This is a genomic window from bacterium (assembly GCA_030018315.1).
Lineage (GTDB): Bacteria > Hydrothermota > UBA3073 > JACQXS01 > JAGMCI01 > JASEGA01.
The window spans coordinates 1-23,912 of sequence record JASEGA010000021.1; the positions used below are offsets into that span (position 1 = coordinate 1).

At 38.2% G+C, this 23,912-nt stretch carries 21 protein-coding genes and 1 tRNA gene; 9 read left to right on the forward strand and 13 right to left on the reverse strand.

The genetic code is table 11. The features are described 5' to 3' along the window. Positions 1-104: 104 nt before the first annotated feature. Together QMD71_07325 and QMD71_07330 are read left to right on the forward strand one after the other, a co-directional pair. Positions 105-1,880, forward strand: a complete 1,776-nt coding sequence (locus QMD71_07325; protein MDI6840640.1) for a hypothetical protein — start codon at positions 105-107, stop codon at positions 1,878-1,880. Positions 1,881-2,050: 170 nt separating this feature from the next. Continuing rightward, positions 2,051-2,554: a hypothetical protein gene (locus QMD71_07330; protein MDI6840641.1), complete on the forward strand. Its 504-nt coding sequence runs from the start codon at positions 2,051-2,053 to the stop codon at positions 2,552-2,554. A 337-nt stretch (positions 2,555-2,891) separates the two neighbouring features. On the opposite strand, the gene QMD71_07335 is transcribed toward QMD71_07330, so the two are convergent. The 3 genes from QMD71_07335 to QMD71_07345 all read right to left on the reverse strand — a co-directional run bounded on the left by QMD71_07335 (position 2,892) and on the right by QMD71_07345 (position 6,057). Next, positions 2,892-2,965 (reverse strand) — tRNA-Arg (locus QMD71_07335). Between the two features lie 96 nt (positions 2,966-3,061). Next, entirely contained in the window at positions 3,062-3,976 is a 915-nt protein-coding gene (locus QMD71_07340) for an MBL fold metallo-hydrolase (GenBank protein MDI6840642.1), read from the reverse strand. A gap of 80 nt (positions 3,977-4,056) precedes the next feature. Then, positions 4,057-6,057 (reverse strand): PBP1A family penicillin-binding protein, encoded by a 2,001-nt coding sequence (locus tag QMD71_07345; protein ID MDI6840643.1) that lies wholly within the window; start codon positions 6,055-6,057, stop codon positions 4,057-4,059. A 440-nt stretch (positions 6,058-6,497) separates the two neighbouring features. Between QMD71_07345 and QMD71_07350 the strand changes: the two genes are divergently transcribed. From QMD71_07350 to bamD, 4 genes are all read left to right on the forward strand, one after another. Beyond that, a complete protein-coding gene (locus QMD71_07350) occupies positions 6,498-7,010 on the forward strand; it encodes a hypothetical protein (protein MDI6840644.1) in 513 nt (170 codons plus the stop codon). Positions 7,011-7,025: 15 nt separating this feature from the next. Then, positions 7,026-7,796, forward strand: a complete 771-nt coding sequence (locus QMD71_07355; protein ID MDI6840645.1) for a hypothetical protein — start codon at positions 7,026-7,028, stop codon at positions 7,794-7,796. Between the two features lie 169 nt (positions 7,797-7,965). Then, positions 7,966-8,793, forward strand: a complete 828-nt coding sequence (locus tag QMD71_07360; protein MDI6840646.1) for a purine-nucleoside phosphorylase — start codon at positions 7,966-7,968, stop codon at positions 8,791-8,793. Position 8,794: 1 nt separating this feature from the next. Next, a complete protein-coding gene (gene bamD / locus QMD71_07365; protein ID MDI6840647.1) occupies positions 8,795-9,436 on the forward strand; it encodes an outer membrane protein assembly factor BamD in 642 nt (213 codons plus the stop codon). A gap of 111 nt (positions 9,437-9,547) precedes the next feature. Here the strand turns inward: bamD and tolB are convergent, their stop codons facing one another. From tolB to QMD71_07405, 8 genes are all read right to left on the reverse strand, one after another. After that, complete coding sequence (tolB, locus tag QMD71_07370) at positions 9,548-10,861, reverse strand: Tol-Pal system beta propeller repeat protein TolB (GenBank protein MDI6840648.1); 1,314 nt, start codon at positions 10,859-10,861, stop codon at positions 9,548-9,550. Then, complete coding sequence (locus QMD71_07375) at positions 10,849-11,433, reverse strand: energy transducer TonB (protein MDI6840649.1); 585 nt, start codon at positions 11,431-11,433, stop codon at positions 10,849-10,851. Before QMD71_07375 ends, tolB begins: the two co-directional genes overlap by 13 nt. Then, entirely contained in the window at positions 11,430-11,840 is a 411-nt protein-coding gene (locus QMD71_07380; GenBank protein ID MDI6840650.1) for a biopolymer transporter ExbD, read from the reverse strand. Before QMD71_07380 ends, QMD71_07375 begins: the two co-directional genes overlap by 4 nt. Positions 11,841-11,898: 58 nt before the next feature. Then, positions 11,899-12,600, reverse strand: coding sequence for a MotA/TolQ/ExbB proton channel family protein (locus QMD71_07385; GenBank protein MDI6840651.1), 702 nt, complete (start codon positions 12,598-12,600; stop codon positions 11,899-11,901). A gap of 2 nt (positions 12,601-12,602) precedes the next feature. Next, complete coding sequence (ybgF, locus tag QMD71_07390) at positions 12,603-13,307, reverse strand: tol-pal system protein YbgF (GenBank protein ID MDI6840652.1); 705 nt, start codon at positions 13,305-13,307, stop codon at positions 12,603-12,605. Between the two features lie 250 nt (positions 13,308-13,557). Beyond that, positions 13,558-14,019 carry an OmpA family protein gene (locus QMD71_07395; GenBank protein MDI6840653.1) on the reverse strand — a complete coding sequence of 154 codons (462 nt, stop codon included), beginning with the start codon at positions 14,017-14,019 and terminating at the stop codon, positions 13,558-13,560. A 315-nt stretch (positions 14,020-14,334) separates the two neighbouring features. Then, positions 14,335-16,863, reverse strand: coding sequence for a DNA mismatch repair protein MutS (gene mutS, locus QMD71_07400; protein ID MDI6840654.1), 2,529 nt, complete (start codon positions 16,861-16,863; stop codon positions 14,335-14,337). Then, complete coding sequence (locus QMD71_07405) at positions 16,860-17,534, reverse strand: SPOR domain-containing protein (GenBank protein ID MDI6840655.1); 675 nt, start codon at positions 17,532-17,534, stop codon at positions 16,860-16,862. Before QMD71_07405 ends, mutS begins: the two co-directional genes overlap by 4 nt. A gap of 138 nt (positions 17,535-17,672) precedes the next feature. On the opposite strand from QMD71_07405, the gene QMD71_07410 reads away from it, so the two are divergent. After that, positions 17,673-18,914, forward strand: coding sequence for a 3-ketoacyl-CoA thiolase (locus QMD71_07410; GenBank protein ID MDI6840656.1), 1,242 nt, complete (start codon positions 17,673-17,675; stop codon positions 18,912-18,914). 78 nt (positions 18,915-18,992) lie between these two features. Continuing rightward, complete coding sequence (locus QMD71_07415; GenBank protein MDI6840657.1) at positions 18,993-20,438, forward strand: T9SS type A sorting domain-containing protein; 1,446 nt, start codon at positions 18,993-18,995, stop codon at positions 20,436-20,438. A gap of 105 nt (positions 20,439-20,543) precedes the next feature. On the opposite strand, the gene QMD71_07420 is transcribed toward QMD71_07415, so the two are convergent. Further along, positions 20,544-22,244 (reverse strand): FlgD immunoglobulin-like domain containing protein, encoded by a 1,701-nt coding sequence (locus tag QMD71_07420; protein MDI6840658.1) that lies wholly within the window; start codon positions 22,242-22,244, stop codon positions 20,544-20,546. Between the two features lie 75 nt (positions 22,245-22,319). After that, the gene (locus QMD71_07425) at positions 22,320-22,817 is read right to left on the reverse strand and encodes an NYN domain-containing protein (GenBank protein ID MDI6840659.1); all 498 of its coding nucleotides are present in this window, start codon (positions 22,815-22,817) and stop codon (positions 22,320-22,322) included. Positions 22,818-23,265: 448 nt separating this feature from the next. Here QMD71_07425 and QMD71_07430 point away from each other — a divergent pair, with 448 nt between their 5' ends. After that, complete coding sequence (locus QMD71_07430; GenBank protein ID MDI6840660.1) at positions 23,266-23,862, forward strand: TonB family protein; 597 nt, start codon at positions 23,266-23,268, stop codon at positions 23,860-23,862. Positions 23,863-23,912 lie beyond the last annotated feature (50 nt).

Consider the following 23,912-nt stretch of genomic DNA (forward strand, 5'->3'; position numbering starts at 1 on the left):
CAAGCAAAAAGTGGGAGGTGATTTAAAAATTTTAGCATCTGTAGTCTCTTTATTTACAAAGAATTACGAATGCTAAACAGCCTTAATTAAGAAAGGAGGGGAAGATGAAAAGCATGTATATTTTTATAAGTTTGCTTCTTATTTCTACTACAATAGAGGCAGAGCTTCCTACTGCAAAAGGATTAGTAAAGTCAAATGAAAGGCTCAGTCTGTTCAATCTTCAATTGAGGCAACTTTTTCAATCCAATTCGCAGAATCCTGTGGATAGGTTAGAATATAAGCCTGAGTGCATTTTGCCGATACCACAACATAGGGAAGGCGATTATACTTTTGGCAAGAATATTCAGGTAAATGATGATTCAGCAGGCACAGCATATCACTCTACAAGAGGGGCTGGAGGTGCTAATATCATTGTAGCACGTGGTGACACGCTATATATTGTGTGGTCAGATGCTCGTGAGTGTACAACTGGTTCACAGATTTACTTTGCTAAAAGTATAAATGGAGGTGTGAGCTTTCTACCAAATGTTAAAGTAGATGATATACCTCCACACTCATCAATTAAGTTGGCACCTTCTATAGCAGTTGACGGCCTTGGTAGAATCTATATAGCTTGGTCAGATTCACGAAGCGGAAATTTTGATGTATATTTTGCAAAGAGTGAGGACGGTGGTGTAACTTTCAGTAAAAATATATGTGTAACTGACACAGGTAGCCGAACGAATCAGGATGTGAGCATAGGAGTGGCTGGTGATAATATTTACATTGTATGGGCTGACACGAGACACTGGGATGGTTCTGGTAATCCTAGAGAGTATATCTATTCTGACAGAAGCAGAGATGGTGGGCTCACATTTGGGAAAGATATAAAAGTTGATGACTTCCATGTGGATGGTCCACCAGTGAGTGAGATGTGTCCATGTATTGATGTAATAGGAGATACTGTATATGTTGTATGGTATCATTTGAATTTTGATCCACTTGAGGGGAATATTCGGTTTGACAAAAGCATTGATGGTGGTGTAACATTTGGAACTGACGTTAAGATTCCAGCATCCGGATTCATGCAGCTTTATCCCTCTCTCACAGTTGATAGGAATAGTACAATCCACATAGCCTTTTATAATGTGACTAATGCATTCATCCTCCAAGTCCTGTATGCAAAGAGTACAGATGGTGGTGCTTCATTTAGCCAAATTACGGAGGTCACAGATACGACATTGCGTTTCAGTGGCAGCAGTATAGATATAGCTACTGATACAGACTGCAACCCATATATTGTGTGGGAAGACGGGAGAGATTCAGTAGGCATCACTCATCCATACTTTAGCTATAGCGATGATGGCGGTAATTCATTTAGCAAGAATGTACGAGTAGTGGATAAACCGGGTACAATAGGTGATGTGGACCAATATGGAGTGGGATTAGCAGTAGATGATAACAAAAATGTCTATGCAGTATGGAGTGATAGACGCAACCATAACAAGTGGTATGATATATATTTTGCTAAAGGGACACAAGTAGGAATAGAAGAAAGCTCAAAGCTCAAAGCTCAAAACTTAAAACTGGAAACCTATCCTAACCCATTTAACAGAGAGACTGTTATCTATTATCTCTATTTATCAGGAAAACACGATGATTATCCAATTAACCTCGCCTGTCATAGTGAAGTGGCGGGCAGGGATTTGCGATTAGCGATTTATGACTTGACTGGCAGATTAGTTCGCACATTTCCAATTTCCAATTCCATTACTTGGGATGGTAGAGATAATTGTGGCAAGTTATTACCGAGTGGTGTCTACTTTTGCAAGTTATTCACAGAATCCTGCGGACGGGTAGATGATAAGAGTTTAACCAAGCAAATCATTCTGTTGAGGTAAGACTTAAATTATGAAAATTATGAGAAATCTAAATCCAAAATAGTAGTCAAAGCTCAAAAGTAGGGAGTGCCTCTCTCCAGTAAGAAGGTGAGTTTTGCATTAGGAAGGAAATTGGGGTGGTATCTGATTTTTCTTGACAACCAATTTTTTTAATGTAATATTTCGGTGTAATGATAAAGAAACGCTTTCCTTGGCTTGAGTTTTTGATAGGAGTATCGGCGTGTAGCTTATTATGGCTACTTGGCTACCCTCAGTATGAGGAAAGAGCAACTATAGCTAAACGCTACCAGGTGCGTGTAAATATGTATACACTTGCAGCTGCTATTGAGAATTATGCAGCCTATAATAATGGTAAATTTCCTACTCAATTAGCAGATTTTGCAGAGTTCTTTGCCCCACCTATAAATCCATACACTCACAAACCAATTGGGAAGGAGGAAATAAAAATATTCCAATATGAGTCGAAAGATGAGCCAAGAGCTAAGTCTATTGAAAGTAAGAATGGCAGGCTCCGTGGTGCCCCAGGTACATTAGCTTACGGTTACTTTATTACTCCTGAAGACACACTCCCCTCTGCTTATGGGATTGTAGGATTTGGGCAAGATGGTGCGCCACTTGCAGACCGTCTACCATCAGGTGAAATAGAAGTCTTTATCTTACACGAGAGCGATTGAATAAATTCAAAACTTAAATCTCTAAAACAAATACCTAAATTCCTAAAGCATTAACCGCAGATGAACACAGATAAACACTGATTATTTAAGGATAAACACGTTTTTTTATTTTTACTCAAGAAATCTGTGTACATCAGCGTCTATCTGCGGTTTCAAAAATTAACGCATTATCACGGTTAAAATTACATACCAAAATGCAAAAATTGACAACGAAGTTGACATTAGAGCGTCATATTTGAATTTTGATTTGTCATTTTGCATTTTGATATTTAATATTTATTCTACGCCGCCGACAGGAATCGGACCTCCACACCCAGCTCCGTCCCGCACAAAATAGTGTGCCCGGAGGGACTTGAACCCTCAACCATTGGCTCCGGAGGCCAACGCTCTATCCAATTGAGCTACGAGCACATTTGTGCGGGATAGCCATTGAGCTACGGGGGCTCCCTTCTCAATCGAGATAAATTCTTCTGTTATAATAGTCCATAAGTTCATAAATGTCAATATTTAATATAATTTAAATGTCGCTTTTGCAAAGACTCCCAGCAGACATAGACGTTCTTGTATCCGACATCCGATAGAAAGTTGCCACCATTTACTTATTACTTGTGCAGGATTAGAAGAGGTTCTAAGTGTACAGATGGCATCAAGTCTTAATTTTTTTGTTGCTTCTATACATTTATCTATGACAGCTTTCGGATTCTCTATTACTCCACCATGTCCAGTAATTATGAGCTTAGGGTTAAGCCCTTGTATAATCTTAAGTGAAGAGATAGCAGCATCAATATCAGATGATGGCATATTCAGGACTGCAAATGGTATATGTTTACCATGAGCGATAAGGTCGCCTGTTATAAGAATATTTTCATTAGTAATGTAAAAGCCAACCTCCTCCGGAGTATGACCTGGCAAATATAGTACTTTAATTCCGTTCAATAGTTCACCATTTTTGAATATGCCATCTACTTTAACCTTTCTCCAATTTAGAGTTATAGAGTTCACGCCTAACTTTGTTAACGATTCCGTAATCTTTTCTATCACTTTAGCTTTTTTGGGTTCATTTTTAAAAATATGAGTAAGTAGGGGGGCAACGCTTTCCTTTTGCTGATTTGAAACAGCCTGCACAGGGTGAGGCGACTCCAAGATAGTTTTTGCTATAGGATGACAAAAGACTTTTGAGTTAAATTTGGACTTCAAAAATCTGACAGCTTGAGAATGGTCAGGGTGGGCATGTGTAAGCCAGATTTCGTCTATTGCTTGGACTCCAAGTTCATTTAATTTTGATAGTAGGCGTGATGAGTTACCAAACGCTGTAATTCCGGGGTCAACTATTATAGATTTACCCTGCCTCTTTGAAAAAGGGTGGAGTAAACCATTCTTTATAAGTACGGAGTTAGAATGGACAAATCTTTGCTTGAACAAAAATATATGGTCAGAAATCTGTATCAAAATTGGTCAGTAGGGGCAGGGTTACCCTGCCCCTACATCAGTTACGCTACCTACTACTTCTTCTTTACTGAGCTATGTATATCACAGACTGTAGCTGGCTCAGTTCCGTTAATAAAAACTTCTTCTCTTACAGATTCGCAAAAAGGGGTCGCAAGTTTACCAGAAGTCTCGCATATCTTCTTGGTTACAATTCCTTGCGGTGCCTCAAATGCTTCAATTAGTGTATCTCTTGTTGCCTTTATCATAAAATCAGTCCATATAGGGAGCGCAAATACTGAGCCAGTAGCATTCTTATAAATCTTCTTCATTTGGTCATATCCAACCCATACTCCACAAGCAAGTGAAGGTGTAAACCCAATAAACCAAGCATCAGTGCAATTATCTGTTGTCCCAGTCTTACCGGCTGATGGTATAGTAAATCCCAATACTCTTGCATTAACTCCTGTCCCTTCATCTAATACACTTTGCATTAAGCTTGTTATCAAATAAGCAGTTTCACAGGATATAATTTGTTCACTAAATTCTTGGTGTTCGTATAAAAGCTTGCCTTTCTCATCTACTATCTTTTGTATCATAAATGGTATAGTTCTTACTCCATAATTAGCAAGTGTAGCAAAAGCTGATACCATGTCAATGAGTGTAACTGAGCTACAGCCGAGTGCCAGTGAGAGCACTGGTTCAAGTGGCGATGTTATCCCCAACCTCCTTGCATATCCAATCACTTTTTCAGGCCCAATCCTCATAATAAGTCTAATAGCAACAAGATTTCTTGATAATGCAAGCCCCTTGCGTAAAGTTACTGGACCAAGAAATTGGTTGTCAAAGTTGCTCGGTGAGTAGATGCCTGCTCCCGGTATATTAACAGTAATTGAGTCATCAAGTACAATAGATGCAGGTGTATAACCTGATTCTAGTGCAGCTATCCAAGTAAATGGCTTAAATGCAGACCCCGGCTGCCGTCTTGCATCCATAGCTCGATTAAACATGCTTTTACTAAAATCTCTACCCCCAACCATGGATAGTATTGCACCGGTCTTTGGCTCAATTGCAACTATAGCAGATTGCAACGGCTCAAGAGTATCTCTAAATCTATAAGTAATGTCAAGTCTGTTGAGCCCCTCTTTAACAGATTTTTCAGCCGCCTGTTGCAAGTCAATATCAAGAGTAGTATAAATTGAGGCACCGCCTCGATAGAGTAAGTCGGGTCCAAATCTCTCTGTTACCCATTTCTTAACTTCTTCTACAAAATAAAGCCCAATTCCTTGAGGTATTGGACTTCTAATAACTCCGAGTGGTGCATTTTTAACCCTCGCTGCCTCTTCTTTTGAGATTATTCCTTCATTAGCCATCAAATTAAGAACAAATGCCCTACGTCTAATAGCAGACATTGGATGAATGATAGGGTTATATAATATAGGACCTCTCGGCAGTCCAGCAAGTAAAGCACACTCTGCAATAGAAAGCTCAGTTGCGGACTTACCAAAATAGAGCTCAGCTGCAGACTCTACCCCATAAGCACCATTTCCATAATAAATTTGATTTAGATAAAGTTCGAGAATGTCAGACTTAGAATAACTATGTTCAATATTGATGGCAAGTAAAGTTTCTTTGATTTTGCGAAGTACACTCCTTTCCTGAGTTAAAAAAAGGTTGCGTGCCAGTTGCTGTGTTATTGTTGAACCTCCTTGTGTAACTCTTAGATGCAAAATGTTAGCAAGCATAGCCCTTGTAATCCCAGACAGGTCAATGCCCCAATGACGATAAAATTTTCTATCCTCAGCCAAAATAGTAGCATCAATAAGTGGTTTTGGAATATCTTCAAGTGGAATAGGAATTCTTCTCTGTTCGTAAAATTCGTGTAACACTTTACCATTCCTATCATAGAGACGCGTAATTTTAGATGGAATATAGCTCTCAAGTAAAGTCACAGATGGTAGTGTCTTATTTAGAGTATAAACAAGTGAGAACAAAAAACCGGCACAAAAACTGTAAATACCAAAAACTACGAATACAATTTTTTTTATTTTTATTGTTTTTGCTTTACGCTTTTTCATAATTTCTATTATAGTATAAATCGCAACTTCTGTCAATCCAAAATTTTTTTTAAAAAAACTTGCTTTATTGAATAATTCGCTTTACAAAACTTGTAACACCTTAATTGACACCGATTTATGAGATTCTTCACTTTGTTCAAAATGACAAGGTCAAAATTGTCTAAAACCAAGTCAGAGGTTGAAAATCAAAGGTGCCAAAAATATTTATTCAACAAAGCAAATAAAACTTGACAAGTTTTTAAATATAAATATAATTTTAAAATTACTAAAAGCAGAAGCAGTTATTGTAGTTATCTAAAATAACAGGGGTTAAAATTTTTGACTGCTACTAACTTTTTGAAAGGGGGTGATAAAGTATAAAAAGAAAAGAGGATTTTTGGGAGGAGTGACTTGAAGTGTTAATGGTTACTCCAAATAAATTGGAGTAAAGGAGGTGTAATATGAAGAAGGGGGCATATCTTTTAGCCATATTTGGCATAGTTGCTCTCATTTTAGGCTGCGAAGCTCAAAGAGTGAGACAAGCAGTCGAGGGACTGAAGCCTGAAGTCCAAAATCTTGCTACAAAGCTGGACGCTGCCAAGGGGATATTGGGAACAGTTGGGGATTTGGAGGCTAAAATAGCTGGTAAAGTAGAGAAGGCGCAGATTGACGAGCTCTTGGGTAAAATAAGTGAGACGAAGACCTCTATAGCAGATGTATTGGCGCTTGAGGATAAGATTGGAACACTTATGGATACACTTGTAATTCTTGATAGGAAGGCGACTGGTAAAGTGAAAGAAGATGTATCCGCTCTCTCCGCAAAAGTAGGTGAGTTAAGTGCAGGCTTAGGTGCATTTAGGGCTGCAGATATGAGACTTGATAACTTAAAGGCAAAGCTTGAGGCAATGAAGGAAGTACCAGCACCTAAGAAAGCAATACCAGCTAAGCCTAAGATAAAGAAGAAAGTAAAGTAGTATATATGTGGAGGAATGATGAAGAGAGGATTATTACTACTTGGTTTATTTCTAATAGCTCTGTTTAGTTTCTTTGGCTGCGAAAAAAAGCCGACAGAACCAGTTGTAGTGGGGGCACCAGAAAATTTTACTATTGTGGTGGCAGGAACTGACTCCCTCTCTTTAAAACTGAGCTGGGAGACATCTCCTACGAGTGTAGATGGATACATTATCTACTTTGAGAACTCACCTATTGAGACGACAGCCGCCCTAAGCTACACATATAAGCCTAATTCACTCGGTGATTACAAAGTGACCGCATACAAAGGGACGACAGAGAGTAGTCCTTCAAATACAGTGTCTACAAAACTTGTTTCGGCTATTAACCAAGGACCTGTGTACTGGACAAATGATCCAGACCCTAATCATCCGAGTGGATACGGGTGGAGTGCTGACGGTAGTGGCGCCTGTTACGCTATAGCCCCACCACAGTATCCCAACAAAGATAAGATAGACTTTATTGTGGATGGTTATTTTGATTTAAGAAATCCTGCCGACCTATACGATCCTACATGGCATACTACAGGAATTGCATATAGCGACCAGTGGACTTACGATAATCTTGCAGAAGCACCTGCAACTGGTTATATGAACTTTCAAGATGTAGTAGCTCAAGGCACTTATATTTTATGGGTTCACGGTAAATACTATGTGAAACTTGGGATAACAGGAGTAGATGAGGGAGTTCATAGCATTACTTTTAAGTACGGGTTCCAGAAGATACAAGGCTTCAGGAGACTAAAGTAAAGATTTTGGGCGCGTTGATCTATGCGCCAATAGAATACAAAAAGGGCAGTTTAAAAGCTGCCCTTTTTAATTTCATAGCTCCAAGAATTATTAAGAGCTTGACAAATTAATGGGTCATAATATAATTCATAATTGTTTATAGCTATTTTATTTTTAGTAAGGAGGTAATATGAGTAATTTAAAGCAAATGATTAATGAAACCATAAAAGTCATCAGAGAGAGGACTGCATTTAAGCCAGGGATTGGTATAATACTTGGGACAGGACTTGGAAAGCTTGTTGAGTATATAAATGATGAAATCTCTATCCCATACAGTGAACTACCTCATTTCCCTATCCCTACAGTTGAATCGCATGCTGGTAGGCTTATATTTGGTAGATTATCAGGTAAGCCTGTACTCGCTATGCAGGGCAGGTTTCATTATTACGAAGGATACTCAATGCTACAAGTTACCTTTCCTGTCAGGGTTATGAAATTTCTTGGCTGTGAACTCCTAATTGTATCAAATGCTTGTGGTGGTGTAAATCCATTGTTTGAGAGGGGTGATGTTATGGTGATTTGTGACCATGTCAACCTTATGCCTGAAAATCCGCTACGTGGCAAAAATGACGACTCAATTGGTGATAGGTTTCCAGATATGTGCAATGCGTATGATAAGGGGCTTATAAAGTTAGCAGAGAATGTAGCTATGAAGCAAGGTATTACACTAAAAAAGGGCGTATATGTTGGATTACAGGGACCGTGTTTTGAGACAGCCGCTGAATATAGGATGATTAGGAATATAGGAGGTGACGCAGTCGGTATGTCTACAGTGCCTGAAGTCATTGTTGCAAGGCATATGGGGATGCAAGTCTTAGGAATCTCAATAGTAACTGACATCGGCTTCCCTGATGCACTTGAGCCTGTCTCTCATAAGATTGTTATAGCAGCTGCTAATAAAGCTGAACCTAAATTAACTAAACTGATTGAAGGAGTAGTAAAGGAAATCAAAATTTAAAATGCAAAATGCAAAATTATATAGGTCACTACTCACGATATTTTGCTTACTTAGTTGCTCAAGGCATAAGACAGAGGTTAAATTAAATGTAGAAGACGAGTTTACACTTGCCAAATCTGAATTTGAGTATAAGCATTATGACAAGGCAATAGATGGATTTAAGCGAGTCATTTTTCGCTACCCGGGTAGCAAGTGGGTTGAGGAATCGCAATACTTGTTAGCAAAAGCTTACCTTGAAAAGAAAGATCATACACAGGCTGAGCTTGAATACGACTTCTTTATCCAGAGTTATCCACGTTCAAGGTTTGCAGATGATGCATACTTTGAGCTCTCTCTTTGCTATTTTAAAGAATCGCCCCCATACGGAATTGAGCAATCGCTGACTAAAAAGGCACTTCAATTGTTTAGGTCATTCATTGCCAAATATCCAGATAGCGAACTTATAGATAAGGCAAGAGAATACGAAAAAAAGTGTATTGATAAGCTTGTAAAGAAGGAGCTTGAGACTGCTAAATTGTATGTTAAATTAGGTAAGCCAGCGTCAGCTATCTTGTATCTTAAGGACATACAGCAAAGCTATCCTGATAATTCATACTCAAAAGAGATAGCTCGGTTACTTGAGTATATAACTCATAACAAGTGAAGACATAGATTAGGCTGTTTAGAAATGAGATATAAATTTAGGAGGGAATTCTAAAAATCAGCGTGTTTGTTTAAGGAACATGTAAAACAACAGAGACCATATTATTATCCACTATAACCTCTCTAACTTATGTGACCAGCTCGGTGAATATGCACCATCAGTTGAAGTTATAACTCTCTGCTCACCCCCATCCCATCGCATAGTGTAGAGTTTATAGACTCCACTCCTATTAGAGCTAAACACTATATGCAAGCCGTCCGGAGACCAGTGTGGGTCTTCGTTACTACCTTCTGATGTCAGTTGGACTTGATTTTCACCACTTATGTCAATAATAAATATCTGAGGTCCCCCTTCATCTAATTGTGATACATATGTGATGAGATCGCCTCTCGGTGACCATGCAGGTGCTGTATTATAATTTCCATCAAATGTTAGACGCCGAACATCTGTGCCATCAATGTCTGTTATATATATCTGAGGACTACCTGCTCTATCTGATACAAATGCAATCTCTCTACCCGTAGGAGACCAGGTTGGTGAAGTATCTATTGCAAAATTATTTGTCACCCGCTTTAATCCATGTCCGCTTACATCCATAATGTATATTTCTGGATTACCATCTTTTGTAAGTGTCAGTGCAATCCTTTTGCCATCAGGTGAGAAACTTGGAGTAGAGTTGAGTCCATTAATAGATGATAGGAGCTTAACTTTTCCATCTTTAATATCTACAAGGTAAAGGTTTAAGTTCTCGCTATCGTAAGAAGAGAAAGCAATACACCTATCTTTAGGTGACCAATCAGGGAAAAGGCATAGTTTACCTATAGTAGTCAATTGTTCAATATTGAAGCCGTCATAGTCAACTATTGCAATCTCTTTAGTCCTCCCTGTTTTCATAGAGAAAGCAATCTTTGTCTGTGAAACACCATCTTCACCGGTCAAAAATTTTATCACATCATCCGAAATTTTATGCGCTACAGCCCTTGAGTTTTTACTTAATGTGTAGCTATTATTAAATATCTCTTTCTTTAGCCCTATGTCATAAACCCGAATAAGGAGATACAGCTTACCTTTCCAGAATAAGAACTCTTTAGCTAACAGCTCACCTGTGAGTAGCACTTCAGCAGTAGCCCAGCGATTGAAGTCTGGAATCTTACTTTTTACGCTATCAAGAGATATCGCCTCAATTGGAGATACAAGATTAAAATGTAGTGAAAATATCAAATCTTGTTCAACAACATTTTTTATCTCTCTTATTTGGTTTTTTAACGATTCTGGTACCTGTTCTTTGGAGATAAAATCCTCTATCCCTAACCTTATTTGCCTTTTTGGCTTCCCTGCAGTAGTTAGCTTTAACCATACCTCTTCAGGGGGTACTTGTCCCGGTGATACCTGTGATAAAAGTAGTATAATAATTATTGCGTGCATTCAAACTCTAAATGAACTTTTAATTGCTTATCTCCAAATTCAGAAGGTAGTGGTGGCAGCCTTTTTGTCACATAAACTGCCCTTAACGCTAATTGGTCATAGTAACTATCGCCTGAACTTTTCTCTAATTTTATGTCCTCAATTAAGCCGTCGGTGGCGATTGTAAAATAAACAACTGCTGATAGTTTCTTGCCACCTTCGTACGGATTTAGCCAGTTGTCTCCTATTTTAGAAAGAATCATATTGAGATAATATGAATATCCAAAAGACGAGACACCGCTAACTTTTATACCTAATCCGGAAGGAAAACGAACAATTGCTTCTTTCTCAAGTGGTACCTGTTCTTTTGGTTTAGCGACTTCCTTTTTCTTGATAGCCTTTGCTTTTGGGGATGGTGGTTTAGAAACCTGTATACCACCTATTTCTGCTTCTGTTTTAGGACCAGAGACTATGCTGACCGTATATATAGCTGGATAAGATCTATCAGCTTCTTTTGTCTGTAACCTTGCGACTCCGAATATAGAAAAAACTGCCGAATGTAAAAGAATTGATAGAAATATTTCCTTTGTCACTTTGAGACAGTACCTTTCCTTTTAGGTTCAGCTATCAAGCTTAAGTTTTCTATCCCTATTTCCTTAATTCTACCTATTACCTCCATCACTAATCCATAAGGAACACCCTCATCTGCCTTGAGATAGACTAATGGGTAGCGAGCTCTACTTATTTTGGCTTCAAGCACCTTTTCAAAATAACTAAGTGACACTTGTGTCTCTTCAACGAAGATTCTACCTTCCTTAGTTATTGATACCACTATACCCTCTTCTTTTTGCGCCGTTGCTGCAGAGGTACGTGGTATATTTACATTTATACCAGACTTTAAAAATGTACCTGTAACAATAAAGATAATGAGAATAGTTATACTTATATCTGCAAGTGAGGTGATATTCATTTCAGATATGGGACGGAGTTCGTGTCTCATATAACGAACCACGAGATTTCACAGTTAATCTCGTGGTTAATTTTTAGTAAGTAAAACCTCATAAACTTAATTCATTTCTTATCTCACTCGTAACTAAAGTGATAAATCTGTCCATCTCACTTGATAGCCTTTTTGATACATTTATAAAATAGTTATACGCTATAAGTGCTGGTATAGCAACGAGTAAGCCAGCCACTGTTGTTATCAATGCTTCTGCTATACCTGGTGCTACTATATCAATATGCGCAGAGCCAAATGTTTTTATATCCAAGAATGCTTCCATCACCCCCCACACTGTACCTAAAAGCCCAATAAAAGGGCTTACAGCACCTGCTGTGCCTAAAATTATAAGATGATTTTCAAAATTATCTATCTCCTCCGAAGCTACCGTTTGTAGACTTGAAATAATATTAGGCATTAAATCAGATTGAGTTTTATTCGACATTTGGATTTTTGCATTTGAGCTTTTTAACATAGCCTTCATTTTATCTGTCCTCTTTATCCCTTCTGTAAGTATAGCCGAAAGAGGGCTATCATTAAAGTTCATATTAGATGAGGCTAACATCTTCTTTTTCCTGGACCCAATAAATTTCAGTAACTCTCTATTTCTTCTGATTTTTCTTCGGCTGAGGTTGTATTTTTTAATAATTAATGCCCAACAGACAATGGAGAAGATAAGTAGTATAATTAAGATACCCTTTGCCATCCCACCACAGGTGATGACTATCTGTATCACTCTTGATGCTAACCCCGTCCCCATAGTTATTGTAGAGTTTTAAGTCTCTCTTCAGCCAATTTTGCTTCGTTAGAATTAGGGTATTCCTTTAATAGCCTATCCAAACATTCTCTACCTTTGTCACGATTTCCAATCGCAATATAAGAGAGTGCCGTCTTGTAAATAGAACTTGCAACTTTGTTCCCTTTTGGATAATTCTTTTCTACTTTTTCGAATTCTAAAATTGCAGCCTCATATTTTGATTGAGCGTAGAGACATTCACCAATCCAATACTGTGCATTGTCTGCAAGGTCTGAGTCCGGAAACAATTCAAGGTATTTCTTGAAACCGGTAATAGCAAGTTCATAATCACCCCTTGTCATATCAAGGTGGGCTGTATCGTATATCTTATAGTGGGCAACGATAGTAGATTCTGGGATAAGCGATTCTGCTACTACTGGTTTGGTAGCTATTCCAAGTTTTTTAGATAGTTTAGCTATCTGTGTCTCGTTATCTGTAAGCCTTGACTCAAGTATCTGTAGCCTATCCTCTATACGCTCCAATCTTGCTATTTGTTCAGCTCTTGTCTCAAGGATTAGTTCAGTTTCTTTATTGCTGGTAGAAACAAAGAGGGTATCAAGATGACATACTTTTTGCTCTATGTGGTCAACTTTGTACCGTGTGTGCTTTATCTCTTCACGAATACCACACCCACAGGCAACAATGATAAACAAAAAAATTGCCTTCTTCATTTATAAAACATTTTACATATCTAAAAAGCTTTTGTCAATTTTTTTCTGGAGTTAGAAACGGTAGTAAAATTTAATTTACAGTTAAAGTTATGTGGGAGCACTCCAAGAAGCACCTCCACTATTTAGTAATAGGAACCATCTCTCACTGCGAGCGACAGCGAAGCAATCTCCACCCACAGTTGTGAGTAGAGAACAAACCCCACCTACAGCTTTAGTATATTCTATAGAGAAGCAGTATCTTTGTTTTCTATTATTTGATTACAAACTCGGCTCTCCTATTCTTAGGTAAATCTCGTGGGTCAAGTGGCCTCTCTTCACCATAACTTATAGTGGAGAGACGATCGGGCTTAATTCCTAAATTAATAAGGTAATCTTTTGCTGCCTTAGCACGCTTCCACCCCAATGCCATATTGTATTCGGCTGTGCCAATTTCACAACAATGACCTTCAATAAGAACATTTATATCCGGATGCTCTCTAAGTACTTTAGCATTATTCTCTAAAATCTTGGCATCTCCCGGTCTTATATCATACTTATCAAAGTCAAAGTTGATTCTGTTCAGTTCTACTTTTGCCACCTCTGGTTCAACTTCAGGTTTAGTAACTTCCACTTTCTCCTCAGGCACAACCACCTCTTCCTTCACCACTTTCTTCTTCGGGAAGCAGCCCAATATAAATAGGCTGCTAACCGCAATTAAAAATGCCCATCTCATAATTTCACCCCCCTTTCATAGAAATTTTATATACTTAAAATCCTTTGTCAAGTTTTTTGCTTTGTTGAATAATTCACTTTACAAAACTTGCAACACCTTGATTGACACCGATTTATGAGATTCTTCACTTCGTTCAGAATGACAAGGTCAAAATTGTCTAAAACCAAGTTAGAGGTTTGAAAATCAAAGATGCTAAAAATATTTATTCAACAAAGCAAGTTTTTTGAAAAAAAAGTGTAAAAAGTGTTAAGAAATGTTTAATTAAAAAATTAGTAATTTACTATAATCAGGAATAGATACTTCTTAAATACCCTCTTATTCTCTAAGTGATTTTAGCTTCTTGATTAAAAGCAGTGCGTCAATAGGAGTTATTTTATCAAGCTCTATCTTGTCAAGTTCTTTTAAAACTGGCGGCTCTTTTAGTTCAAATAAATCTACTTGTTTTGACTTTGCTCGTATTTTGCTTGCTTTTCGCTCATTTAGTTCAAGTGTATGCAAAATCTCTTTCGCCCTTTTAATCACAACTTGAGGTAAGCCTGCAAGCTTTGCTACATCTATTCCATAAGATTCATCACAGCCACCGGGCCTGAGCTGTCTTAAGAATATTATCTTGTCCTCATATCGCTTAACAGCAATTTGGTAATTTTTTATCTTTGACGAAATTGTAGCAAGTTCAGTTAGTTCATGGTAATGAGTAGCAAAAAGTGTCTTACACCCAATACGATTTGATAAATATTCAATAGTAGCCCATGCAATTGACATACCATCAAAAGTAGATGTCCCGCGTCCTATTTCATCAAGTAAAACGAGGCTCCTTTTACTTGCATTATTCAATATGTTAGCAGTCTCATTCATCTCTGCAAGAAATGTAGAGACTCCGCGTGTTAGGTCATCACTTGCCCCAATCCTCGTAAATATGCGGTCACAAACCCCTATACGAGACTCGGTTGCAGGCACAAATGAGCCTATCTGTGCCATAACTACAATTAAGCCGACCTGTCTTAAGTATGTTGATTTTCCAGCCATATTAGGACCTGTTATTATATAAATCTCACTATCTTTTTCAAGTATAGTTGGATTAGGTACAAATTCACCTTCTCTAAGTAGTTGCTCTACAACTGGGTGTCTACCATTCTTAATTATTATAGAGTCACCATCATCTACAACAGGTCTTGTATACCCATTCCTTTTTGCTACCCATGCAAACGAAGCAAATGTATCAAGTTCTGCAATCTTTTTAGCCACATACTGGATTTCAGTAGTCTTTTTTGCAACCTCTTTTCTTAGGTCACAGAATAGCTCATATTCAAGCTGCTTTATACGCTCCTCTGCTGATAAAACTTTTGACTCGTATTCTTTAAGCTCTTGTGTAATAAATCTTTCACCACTCACAATAGTTTGCTTTCTTATGTAAGTTGGGGGTACAAGTTTAAGATTTGGCTTTGTCACTTCAATATAATATCCGAAGACATTGTTAAATCCAACCTTCAATGATTGTATTCCCGTTCGCCGTCTCTCGTTAGACTCAAAGTCTGAAATCCACTGCTTACCAGAAAAGGCAAGCTTCCTGAGTTCATCAAGTTCTTTATTAAATCCAGCCTTTATAATGCCACCGTCTTTGATAGTTGGCGGTGGATTATCTACAATTGCTCTATCAATAAGTGAGACAGTGGAGTCAAAGTTACCAAACTTATAATCTTTTCCACAGGATCCTTCGTAAAACTTGTCCGGTAGAATAGAGTTTAACTCAGGCAAAATCTTAAGTGCATTACCAATCATAACAAGCTCTCTTGCATTTGCACGCTCACCTGACACTTTTGCTATTAGACGCTCAAGGTCTGTAATCTTTGAAAGTAGCCTCCGTAACCCATCAAGTAATGTAGTAGAATTGACTAATTCTTCTACCTTATCAAGCCGTGAGTTTATTTCTTTGGCATCAATTAAAGGGAAGTTAATAAGATTTCTGATAAACCTTCCCCCCATTGGAGTACAAGTGTGGTCCAATACCCAGAGCAGTGTGCCTTCACCTTCTGAGCCGCCAATCTTTTGAGTAAGTTCAAGATTCCTCCTTGTAGGTTCATCAATAATTAAGTGATTAGAAAGAAAATACGGAGTTACACGATTTATATATTCAAGTCCTTTCTTTTTTGTCGCTTTTATATAAGCAAGTGCGGCACCACCAGCCCCTATGCCAAGCTTTAAATCTTTGCACCCAAAGCCGTCAAGAGAAGCCACTTTAAAATGTTCAGTAAGCTCATTAAGAGCAAACTCGTACGAAAACTCGTAAGGCTCTATTTGAGTAAATTTGATTAATTCAAGTCCCTTAATTTTAAGGGTAGCAGGCGCTATAATTTCGGCAGGGTTAACTTTTTTAAGTTCATCTTGTAGTTCATCTTCACTGAGTTCTGTAATTTTAAAATCACCAGTTGATAAATCAACGAGTGCAAGTCCATATTTATTGTTATCATATGCAATTGATGCAAGATAGTTATTTTTATTGGATTCAAGTAACGAATCGTCAAGTAGTGTTCCACTTGTTATCACCTCAACCACATCCCTTTTAACGAGCTTACCCGGCTTTGGCTCTTCAAGTTGCTCACATATAGCTACTTTATAACCAGCTCTAACAAGCTTAGCAATATATGGCTGAACTGAATGATATGGGACACCTGCGAGTGGAACACCTTGCTGGCGTTGAGTAAGTGCAATACCTAAGATTTTTGAAACTAAAACTGCGTCATCATAAAATGTTTCGTAAAAGTCGCCTAACCTGAAGAATAAGATAATATCCTGATATTTCTTCTTTATCCTTGAATACTGTTCTAAAAGCGGGGTAAGATTCATCGTCTTACAACAAATCCATTTAATCCATTTTCAAGCATAAACTTTTTTGCATCCTCTCTTGAACTAAATTCACCTATCATAACTTTATAATAGTTATCTTCATTCACAATGTAAGGTAGATTCTTCCCCTTCACTTCGTTCAGGGTCAGAATGACAGATAGGCTTTCCTTGAGTTTTTCAGCATTCTTTTCTTCTTGGAAAGCACCGACTTGGACAGCATATTTATTTGCAGAATCTCCTACGAGCCGTATGGCCTGTGGAGAAATAAATGAGTAAATTATAGCAATCCATTCTTTAGCAGCTTTAGCACATAATCCCTTAGGATAAGAGGTTACAACTTTTTCGTAATTTTTTAATGCTTCAATATATTCACCTTTTGCATAATAGTATTGTGCAATCCTATACAGAGCACTGTCAGCTATCCCAACTTTGTTGGGATATAAAGCGAGAATCCTTTCATAGTAACTAATAGCCTCTTTTTGGTCTTTTCTCAACTTTCCAGCCCAATAGAGAACATAAGGAGTAAGTTCATGCTCAGGATATTGAATTAGGAAACGCTTAACCTTTCTGCTTGCACCATCAAAGTCACCTTTGGTATAAGCCTTTTTTGCATCCTTGTAAAGTTCTAATGGTGACAGAGTAAATAATAAGATTAAGCATAAATTTTGCATATAATTATAATATTTATATTATAAATTTATTCACTTGTCAAGTTTTCGCTTTTAATAAAATAAATTAAGGAGATAAACAGCGTCTATTTTTGTTGACAAGCTTAAACTTATATGATAAAGTCAATTCAGGGAGGTAAAATGAAACAATTAAGAAAGCCTATCTATGTGACAGCAGGCTACAACACAATTTCACTCGGCTCAGGTAGGAAAGAATTTAGTCCAAAGGCAGCAAGACCTGGGCTTGAGCATTATATTTCAGAGGCTGGTAATGGTGCGATAGCACAGATAAATGAGCCAGCTAACATTGACGAAGGAGTAATTACAAACTTTATGGCAGAAAGGTATTGCCGACAAGGAAACAGGCCCGGTTTCTTCCCTATGATTCATCCATCATTTCAGTATAAGCCAGCTACAGGGGTTGAGGGTGCTTGTGGGTCAGGTGGACTCGGTCTTGTTGTAGCCTGTAAGACTATACTTGCAGATGTTGCTGATGCTGTTCTTGTAATAGGAGTTGAAGTCCAAAACACTGTAAAAGCAGTTTATGGTGCCGACTATCTTGCAGGTGCAGGTTGGTATGCTGGTGAGAGGAAGCAAGGGCATGCTCACTTCTTTCCAGCACAATTCTCAGACCGTGCCGGCGCATACTTTGATAAATTTGGTAAAGATAAGACAAGGGAGGCTATGGCTCGTTGGTATGAGCAGGCAATTTTGAATGCACGCAAAAACCCTAAAGCACAAGAATATCACAATACAATAGATGACTTATTTGCAGTTGGGATGACACCACCAAATCCGAGTGTATTCTGTGAGCATATTAATGTATACGATTGCTCAAAGGTATCTGATGCCGCATCTGCAATTATATTTGCAAGTGAAGAAGGGCTTAAGAAACTTGGCGTCTCTAAGAAAGATGCTGCTGAAGTTGTAGCTTGGGGTCAATGTGAGGATGACATAACAAAGAAACCTCCAGACCTCACTAAATTAACTACTACACAAAAAGCAGTAGAGTTAGCTTATGAAAGGGCAGGAATTTCAAGCAAGGACATAAGTGTGCTTGAAGTACACGATTGTTTTACAATTAGTGGCGTGTTATCAATGGAGGCTACTGGACTTGCAAGATATGGTGAAGGGGCAGACTTTGTTAGAGAAGGAAGGACAAGAACTGAAATCCCTACTAATACAACTGGTGGTCTTATTGGTTATGGCCATCCTGTAGGTGCATCAGGAGTAAGGCAGGCTGTTGATATTATGCACCAGTTGATAGGGAAAGCGGGTGATTGTCAAGTAGAGATTGACTCCAATCGTCCATATGGGATGATGATATCAATGGGTGGCAATGATAAGACTGTAGTAGTGATGATATTCAAAAAGATAGAATAAAGTCATCAGAGTTCATTGAGTCTATTGAGTCGTTGAGTTAAATAGTTATGTATGTTTGTTTAAGTTAAGGGAAGGACAATGTTTAATAAAATAAATAAATGGGCGGACCAACTTATTGTATTTTTTGGTGCAATAATCTTAAGCACTAATCTTACATTAGCTGATTGGGTAAGAGAAGATATTGGGGCAGGTGTTGGGCGCATATCGGATGTTACAGTAGGTAATGGCAGGAACGATGACACCTCACGTGTCTATGCAGCATGCTGTGACAGTCATATATATGAATTTACATATTATGAACGAGGCTGGATAAAGGTGGATGTTGGGTCAGGTGGACGCGCTATGCATTGTTTAGTGATTGGGACCGGTAGGAATGACACCACTTTGCGCATCTATGCAGCGTGTGAGGATAATTCTATATATGAGTTTAGTTGGACTGGAGGAGGTTGGACAAAAGTTAAGGTTGGGGAAGTTGAGCCCGGTGATTGGGGGATGAGCACTGTAGCAATTGGGGCAGCCAGGAATGATGATACACTTCGCCTATATACAGGCTGTTTTGAGCCATTTCAGGGTGTATACGAGTTTAGCTGGGATGGAGTGAGCTGGATAAGGAAACGTATAGGCACATTTTATTACCCAGTGGAGTGTATAACAGTGGCTAACGGGCGTAATGATGGTGTGATGCGTCTCTATATAGGGACCGCTCTTGAGCACTATGGGCATGTTGTAGAAAAGTGGTATCAAGGAGGTTCTTGGCCAAGTGAGATTATAAATGCCGATCTTTTGCTACCAATACTTGATATTGCAGTTGGGCCGGCTCATAACGATGACACTTTACGAGTCTATGCAGGAGCTAGACTAAAACCAAATATAATAGAGATTACTTGGTCTCAGGGTATGTGGGGATATTGTCAGCGGGTGAGTGATACTGGTAGAGCTATTATGTATGGTGTAGCGGTTGGGGCTGGCCATAATGATGGTGCGATGTATATCTATGGAAGTAATCAGGACTCGCATATTTATGAGTTTTTGTACAAAGGTGAAGTTTGGAAAGTAACAGATATAGGGTTTGGTGGAAGCGGTACATCACAAGATGCGATGTATTGTGTAGCAGTTGGTAATGGTAGGAATGATGATACTATACGTGTTTATGGTGGGTGTCAGGACAATCATATTTATGAGTTTACATATCGGATAAGTGGTGTAGAAGAGGAACAAGCAGAAAGAAGTAAGAAGCGAGCAGTAAGATTACTACAGAACTACCCAAATCCATTTAGCCAGTCTACAGTTATCAGTTACCAGTTACCAGAAGCCAGAATACAGAAGTTAGGAGTCAGATTAACGATTTATGACCTTACTGGTAGACTTATCAAAGAATTTAATCATTTAACCAATCAACCATTTAACTGGCTAACTTGGGATGGCAAGGATGATGATGGAAATAAATTACCCACTGGATTATATTTTTGCAAGTTAGAGATAGGTAAAGAAAGCTTGGCAAAGCAAATAATTTTACTGAGATGAGTCAACGGATATGAGGTTAACAATGTAGTGGCATATTGCAATACACCACTACAAAATAAAGAATTACTTTCTCTATTCTTTGCAAAATCAAGTTCTTTTTAAGGCTTATCTCAAAATGCTCAACTTATCAGTTGCAGAGTAGTCTCCAGCACTAAGCCTGTAAAAATATACTCCATTCGCAACCTTCTTGCCAGCCTCATCCGTACCATCCCATCTCACTTTATGAGAACCGAGATTCTGATACTCATCCACAAGCACTTTAACTATCCTGCCAGTTATATCATATACCTTCAAATTTACTCGTGAAAGCTCATGATTTATATAGTATGGGATAGTAGTCACCCGAGTAAATGGATTAGGATAATTTTGTAGAAGTGTAAACTTTGTAGTAGGTAGAGCCCGCTCTTCTACACCCATACTTTTAGCAATAAAGACTACTTCCCTTGTAGCTCCTGAATCAAATGGTGCATCTCCTTGATTCCATATATGGAGTAATGCAAAGTTATCTGTAACTACTGCGTTATAGGCATCGTGATAAAGAATCTCAATACTATCAGCTCTAAAAGGTAGAAAGTCTATTAGAGCCTGCTCTGCCCTTTCCCCTAATGCAACACCATCACGTGTAGCCGTTACCCTATAAGTAACAGTATCTCCATTTATAATAAATTCACGCCTAAAGTTAGGCTCCATCACAGGGTCAAATCGAATATCACACGAAGGTTCACCATACCAGCCCCAGACATCCCTTTCCCTATTCATCTCACTATAATTTGTACCGGGAACATGATACTCCATACAAAATAACAATGCCTGGTTAGTAATGTAAAACGACTCTGCCCAAGTGTGTAAGCCCTGTTCTGGCCATAGATAGCCATGGCCTTTCATATAGACTGTAGCTACTGGAATTGTACTCCCCCAATACCCAATTACTCCACCAGTATGTGCCCAAGAAGGAACAAACGAGCCGCTACCTAATATTTGACCGTGATTACAGTTATATGGCGCAAAGAATACCTTTGGATTAGTTGAATTCACATTTATATTAGAGCCTGTATATGGGTCACCATACACCTGACCATTGCTTGACCGAAAATAGCCCTCGTAACCAGGACTAGGGTAATGCAGTTGCCAAGTATCATGGCTACCATGGCCGCCAGGCATCACGAGGTCAAATGTATTTGTATTAAGTAAAGTGACCATAGTATCTGTACAATCCTGTGGCCCATCAGTGTATTTCTCAATAGTGTCACAATCCGGGCGCTTTACCCATACCATTCCGTATACATGACAGGCAAAATACATACCCTGCCTCACATAATTAAGAAGACCGCCACAGTCTTTAAGCAGGATATTAGAAATAGTAAGTGAAGGTGTAGTTGCTATCCTCATCGCATCATCCGCTACATAGCCAGTTAATATAGCCCATACTGCATCCCCATACGGGTCGTCATCAAGTGCTCTGGTAAGCTGGTGTATCCTTCTTACATATTCAGTCGAGCCTACACTTGTGATGTCACTAACTTTAGCTACAAAACAGATATGCGTCGGTCTATATGTAGAGAGAGCTGATTGAACATCCCACACATTTCCAGTATGAGTAAATACAACACCCTCATGTCTTGCCTGTAAAGTATCAACAACTGCAGCCCAAGACGAGTCTTCAAGTGTTGAGCTCTTTACTACAATCGCATAATTAAATGGGGGGGCACTCATCTCCACAGGATTCTGTGAACCTTTTATAGTGGAGTCAGCTAAGCTAACAGCTACCACAACTATCACTGCTAAAAATACAAAAAAGTACTTCATCTTGCACCTCCTGTTTTAAAGGTAATCTTCCAAATCCTACTTGTCAAGAAAAAAAAACTGGTTTACACAAAATTTTTATCCCTCATTTTTTAAAAGAAGTTCTTTTTCAATCTCTTTAAGTTCATCGTGTTTGAGGATTGGTTTTTCAGATTCAGACGACACTCTTTTAGGTTTATCCTTTATTTTGAAGAATTCTTTTACCCCTAATACATTTGCATTCAATAACAATGCCCTCTCTCTTAGTTCCTTATCACTGGTAATCACAACTGTAAGTTTTGGATTAGCAGCCTTTTCTACCAATCTGATAATATAGTCATCAGCACTCATAGTATGAGTAAAAATTACCTGTATAGGGGATGTATTTAAAGGGTAGTCGTCTAACCCAGGATTGCCATCAAAAACGACTGTGACACGATTCTTCAAACTACCTTGTGGCTTTTTAGTTCGTATGTAGCTTACAAGTTTCCCTCTACTTTTTTGTAAATTTTTAACTGAATTACCTCTAAAATAAGGCATCTTGTGTAGCAGTGCATGAAGTATGTTGTAGCCGTCAAGAATATAATGAATAGCCATAAGATTGCTTCGTCCCCCGACTTGTCGGGGGACTCGCAACGACAACTATTATATTAAAACTAAAAAGTCAAAACTGCAAGTAAAAAATATCCTTAATGTGTGATGTAATCATTTTAGAACTCCGATTTACATTAAATTTTTCAAAAATCTACTTGACTTTTTTGGAAAAAAAGTTATATATCAGTACTTTGTCAAAAATGGGTGTAAAATTATATATAAGTCATTGTAATTCATAGGGTTAAACATGATTGGCGATAAAATTCCAAATTACAAGCACCAAATTCCAAACAAATCCCAAATTCTAAATCCAAATTTTCAAGACAGGTTTGGAATTTGGGACATTAGGATTTTAAGCTATCGAGGCTTTTTTTGAGACAGAGTAAAAGGATAAGTGCAATTTTCATATGAGATTTAACAAAGGACTGATATATAATTATGGAGGTGCAAAATGAATAATAGAGATTTAAAAGAAATAACACCTTTCTATACAAAACTCGGTCTCTTAATAATACTGGTTATACTTTGTTTAGCTTGTCTATTTATTCCTGAGACTAAGCCTAAACCTTACAAGCTAAAAGCAGCAACACCGTTCAAGCCAATACCATTACCACCTCAGCTTGTGCTACTACAGGAGCCACCTCCTAAACCAAAACTGCCTGTAGCAGCGAAAACCGATGAAGAGGTAGAAGCACCAACAATTGAGCGCACTATCTTTGAAGAACCCTTAGGGAGGCTACCTGAACTGAAGCCTGAGATTGTTCCTTTTATAGGGGTAGAAGTTAAACCAGAGTTACTCAATTGTGTGGCACCAGAGTATCCTGAGCTTGCCTGTAAAGCTGAGATTGAAGGCACTGTTCTCTTAGAAATTATAATAGATACACTTGGGAGAGTTGTTGATATTAAAGTAACGAAGTCTTTACACGAGTTATGTGACCTATCAGCTATAAATGCAGTACGCCAGTGGATATATTCACCCGGTAAGCAACGTGGTAAACCTGTACTTGTGCGACTTGAAGTACCTGTCAGATTTATGCTTGAAAGATGAACTATCTTAATACATAGTTTGGATTAAATTGTACACTAAACTATCTTCAA

Excerpts from the sequence above, each read along its gene's own strand:
- QMD71_07325 (MDI6840640.1), top strand. The coding sequence starts at position 105 with ATGAAAAGCATGTATATTTTTATAAGTTTGCTTCTTATTTCTACTACA.
- QMD71_07330 (MDI6840641.1), top strand. The coding sequence starts at position 2,051 with ATGATAAAGAAACGCTTTCCTTGGCTTGAGTTTTTGATAGGAGTATCG.
- QMD71_07345 (MDI6840643.1), bottom strand. The coding sequence starts at position 6,057 with ATGAAAAAGCGTAAAGCAAAAACAATAAAAATAAAAAAAATTGTATTC.
- QMD71_07350 (MDI6840644.1), top strand. The coding sequence starts at position 6,498 with ATGAAGAAGGGGGCATATCTTTTAGCCATATTTGGCATAGTTGCTCTC.
- QMD71_07355 (MDI6840645.1), top strand. The coding sequence starts at position 7,026 with ATGATGAAGAGAGGATTATTACTACTTGGTTTATTTCTAATAGCTCTG.
- QMD71_07360 (MDI6840646.1), top strand. The coding sequence starts at position 7,966 with ATGAGTAATTTAAAGCAAATGATTAATGAAACCATAAAAGTCATCAGA.
- bamD (MDI6840647.1), top strand. The coding sequence starts at position 8,795 with ATGCAAAATGCAAAATTATATAGGTCACTACTCACGATATTTTGCTTA.
- tolB (MDI6840648.1), bottom strand. The coding sequence starts at position 10,861 with ATGCACGCAATAATTATTATACTACTTTTATCACAGGTATCACCGGGA.
- QMD71_07380 (MDI6840650.1), bottom strand. The coding sequence starts at position 11,840 with ATGAGACACGAACTCCGTCCCATATCTGAAATGAATATCACCTCACTT.
- QMD71_07385 (MDI6840651.1), bottom strand. The coding sequence starts at position 12,600 with ATGGGGACGGGGTTAGCATCAAGAGTGATACAGATAGTCATCACCTGT.
- ybgF (MDI6840652.1), bottom strand. The coding sequence starts at position 13,307 with ATGAAGAAGGCAATTTTTTTGTTTATCATTGTTGCCTGTGGGTGTGGT.
- QMD71_07395 (MDI6840653.1), bottom strand. The coding sequence starts at position 14,019 with ATGAGATGGGCATTTTTAATTGCGGTTAGCAGCCTATTTATATTGGGC.
- mutS (MDI6840654.1), bottom strand. The coding sequence starts at position 16,863 with ATGAATCTTACCCCGCTTTTAGAACAGTATTCAAGGATAAAGAAGAAA.
- QMD71_07405 (MDI6840655.1), bottom strand. The coding sequence starts at position 17,534 with ATGCAAAATTTATGCTTAATCTTATTATTTACTCTGTCACCATTAGAA.
- QMD71_07410 (MDI6840656.1), top strand. The coding sequence starts at position 17,673 with ATGAAACAATTAAGAAAGCCTATCTATGTGACAGCAGGCTACAACACA.
- QMD71_07415 (MDI6840657.1), top strand. The coding sequence starts at position 18,993 with ATGTTTAATAAAATAAATAAATGGGCGGACCAACTTATTGTATTTTTT.
- QMD71_07420 (MDI6840658.1), bottom strand. The coding sequence starts at position 22,244 with ATGAAGTACTTTTTTGTATTTTTAGCAGTGATAGTTGTGGTAGCTGTT.
- QMD71_07425 (MDI6840659.1), bottom strand. The coding sequence starts at position 22,817 with ATGGCTATTCATTATATTCTTGACGGCTACAACATACTTCATGCACTG.
- QMD71_07430 (MDI6840660.1), top strand. The coding sequence starts at position 23,266 with ATGAATAATAGAGATTTAAAAGAAATAACACCTTTCTATACAAAACTC.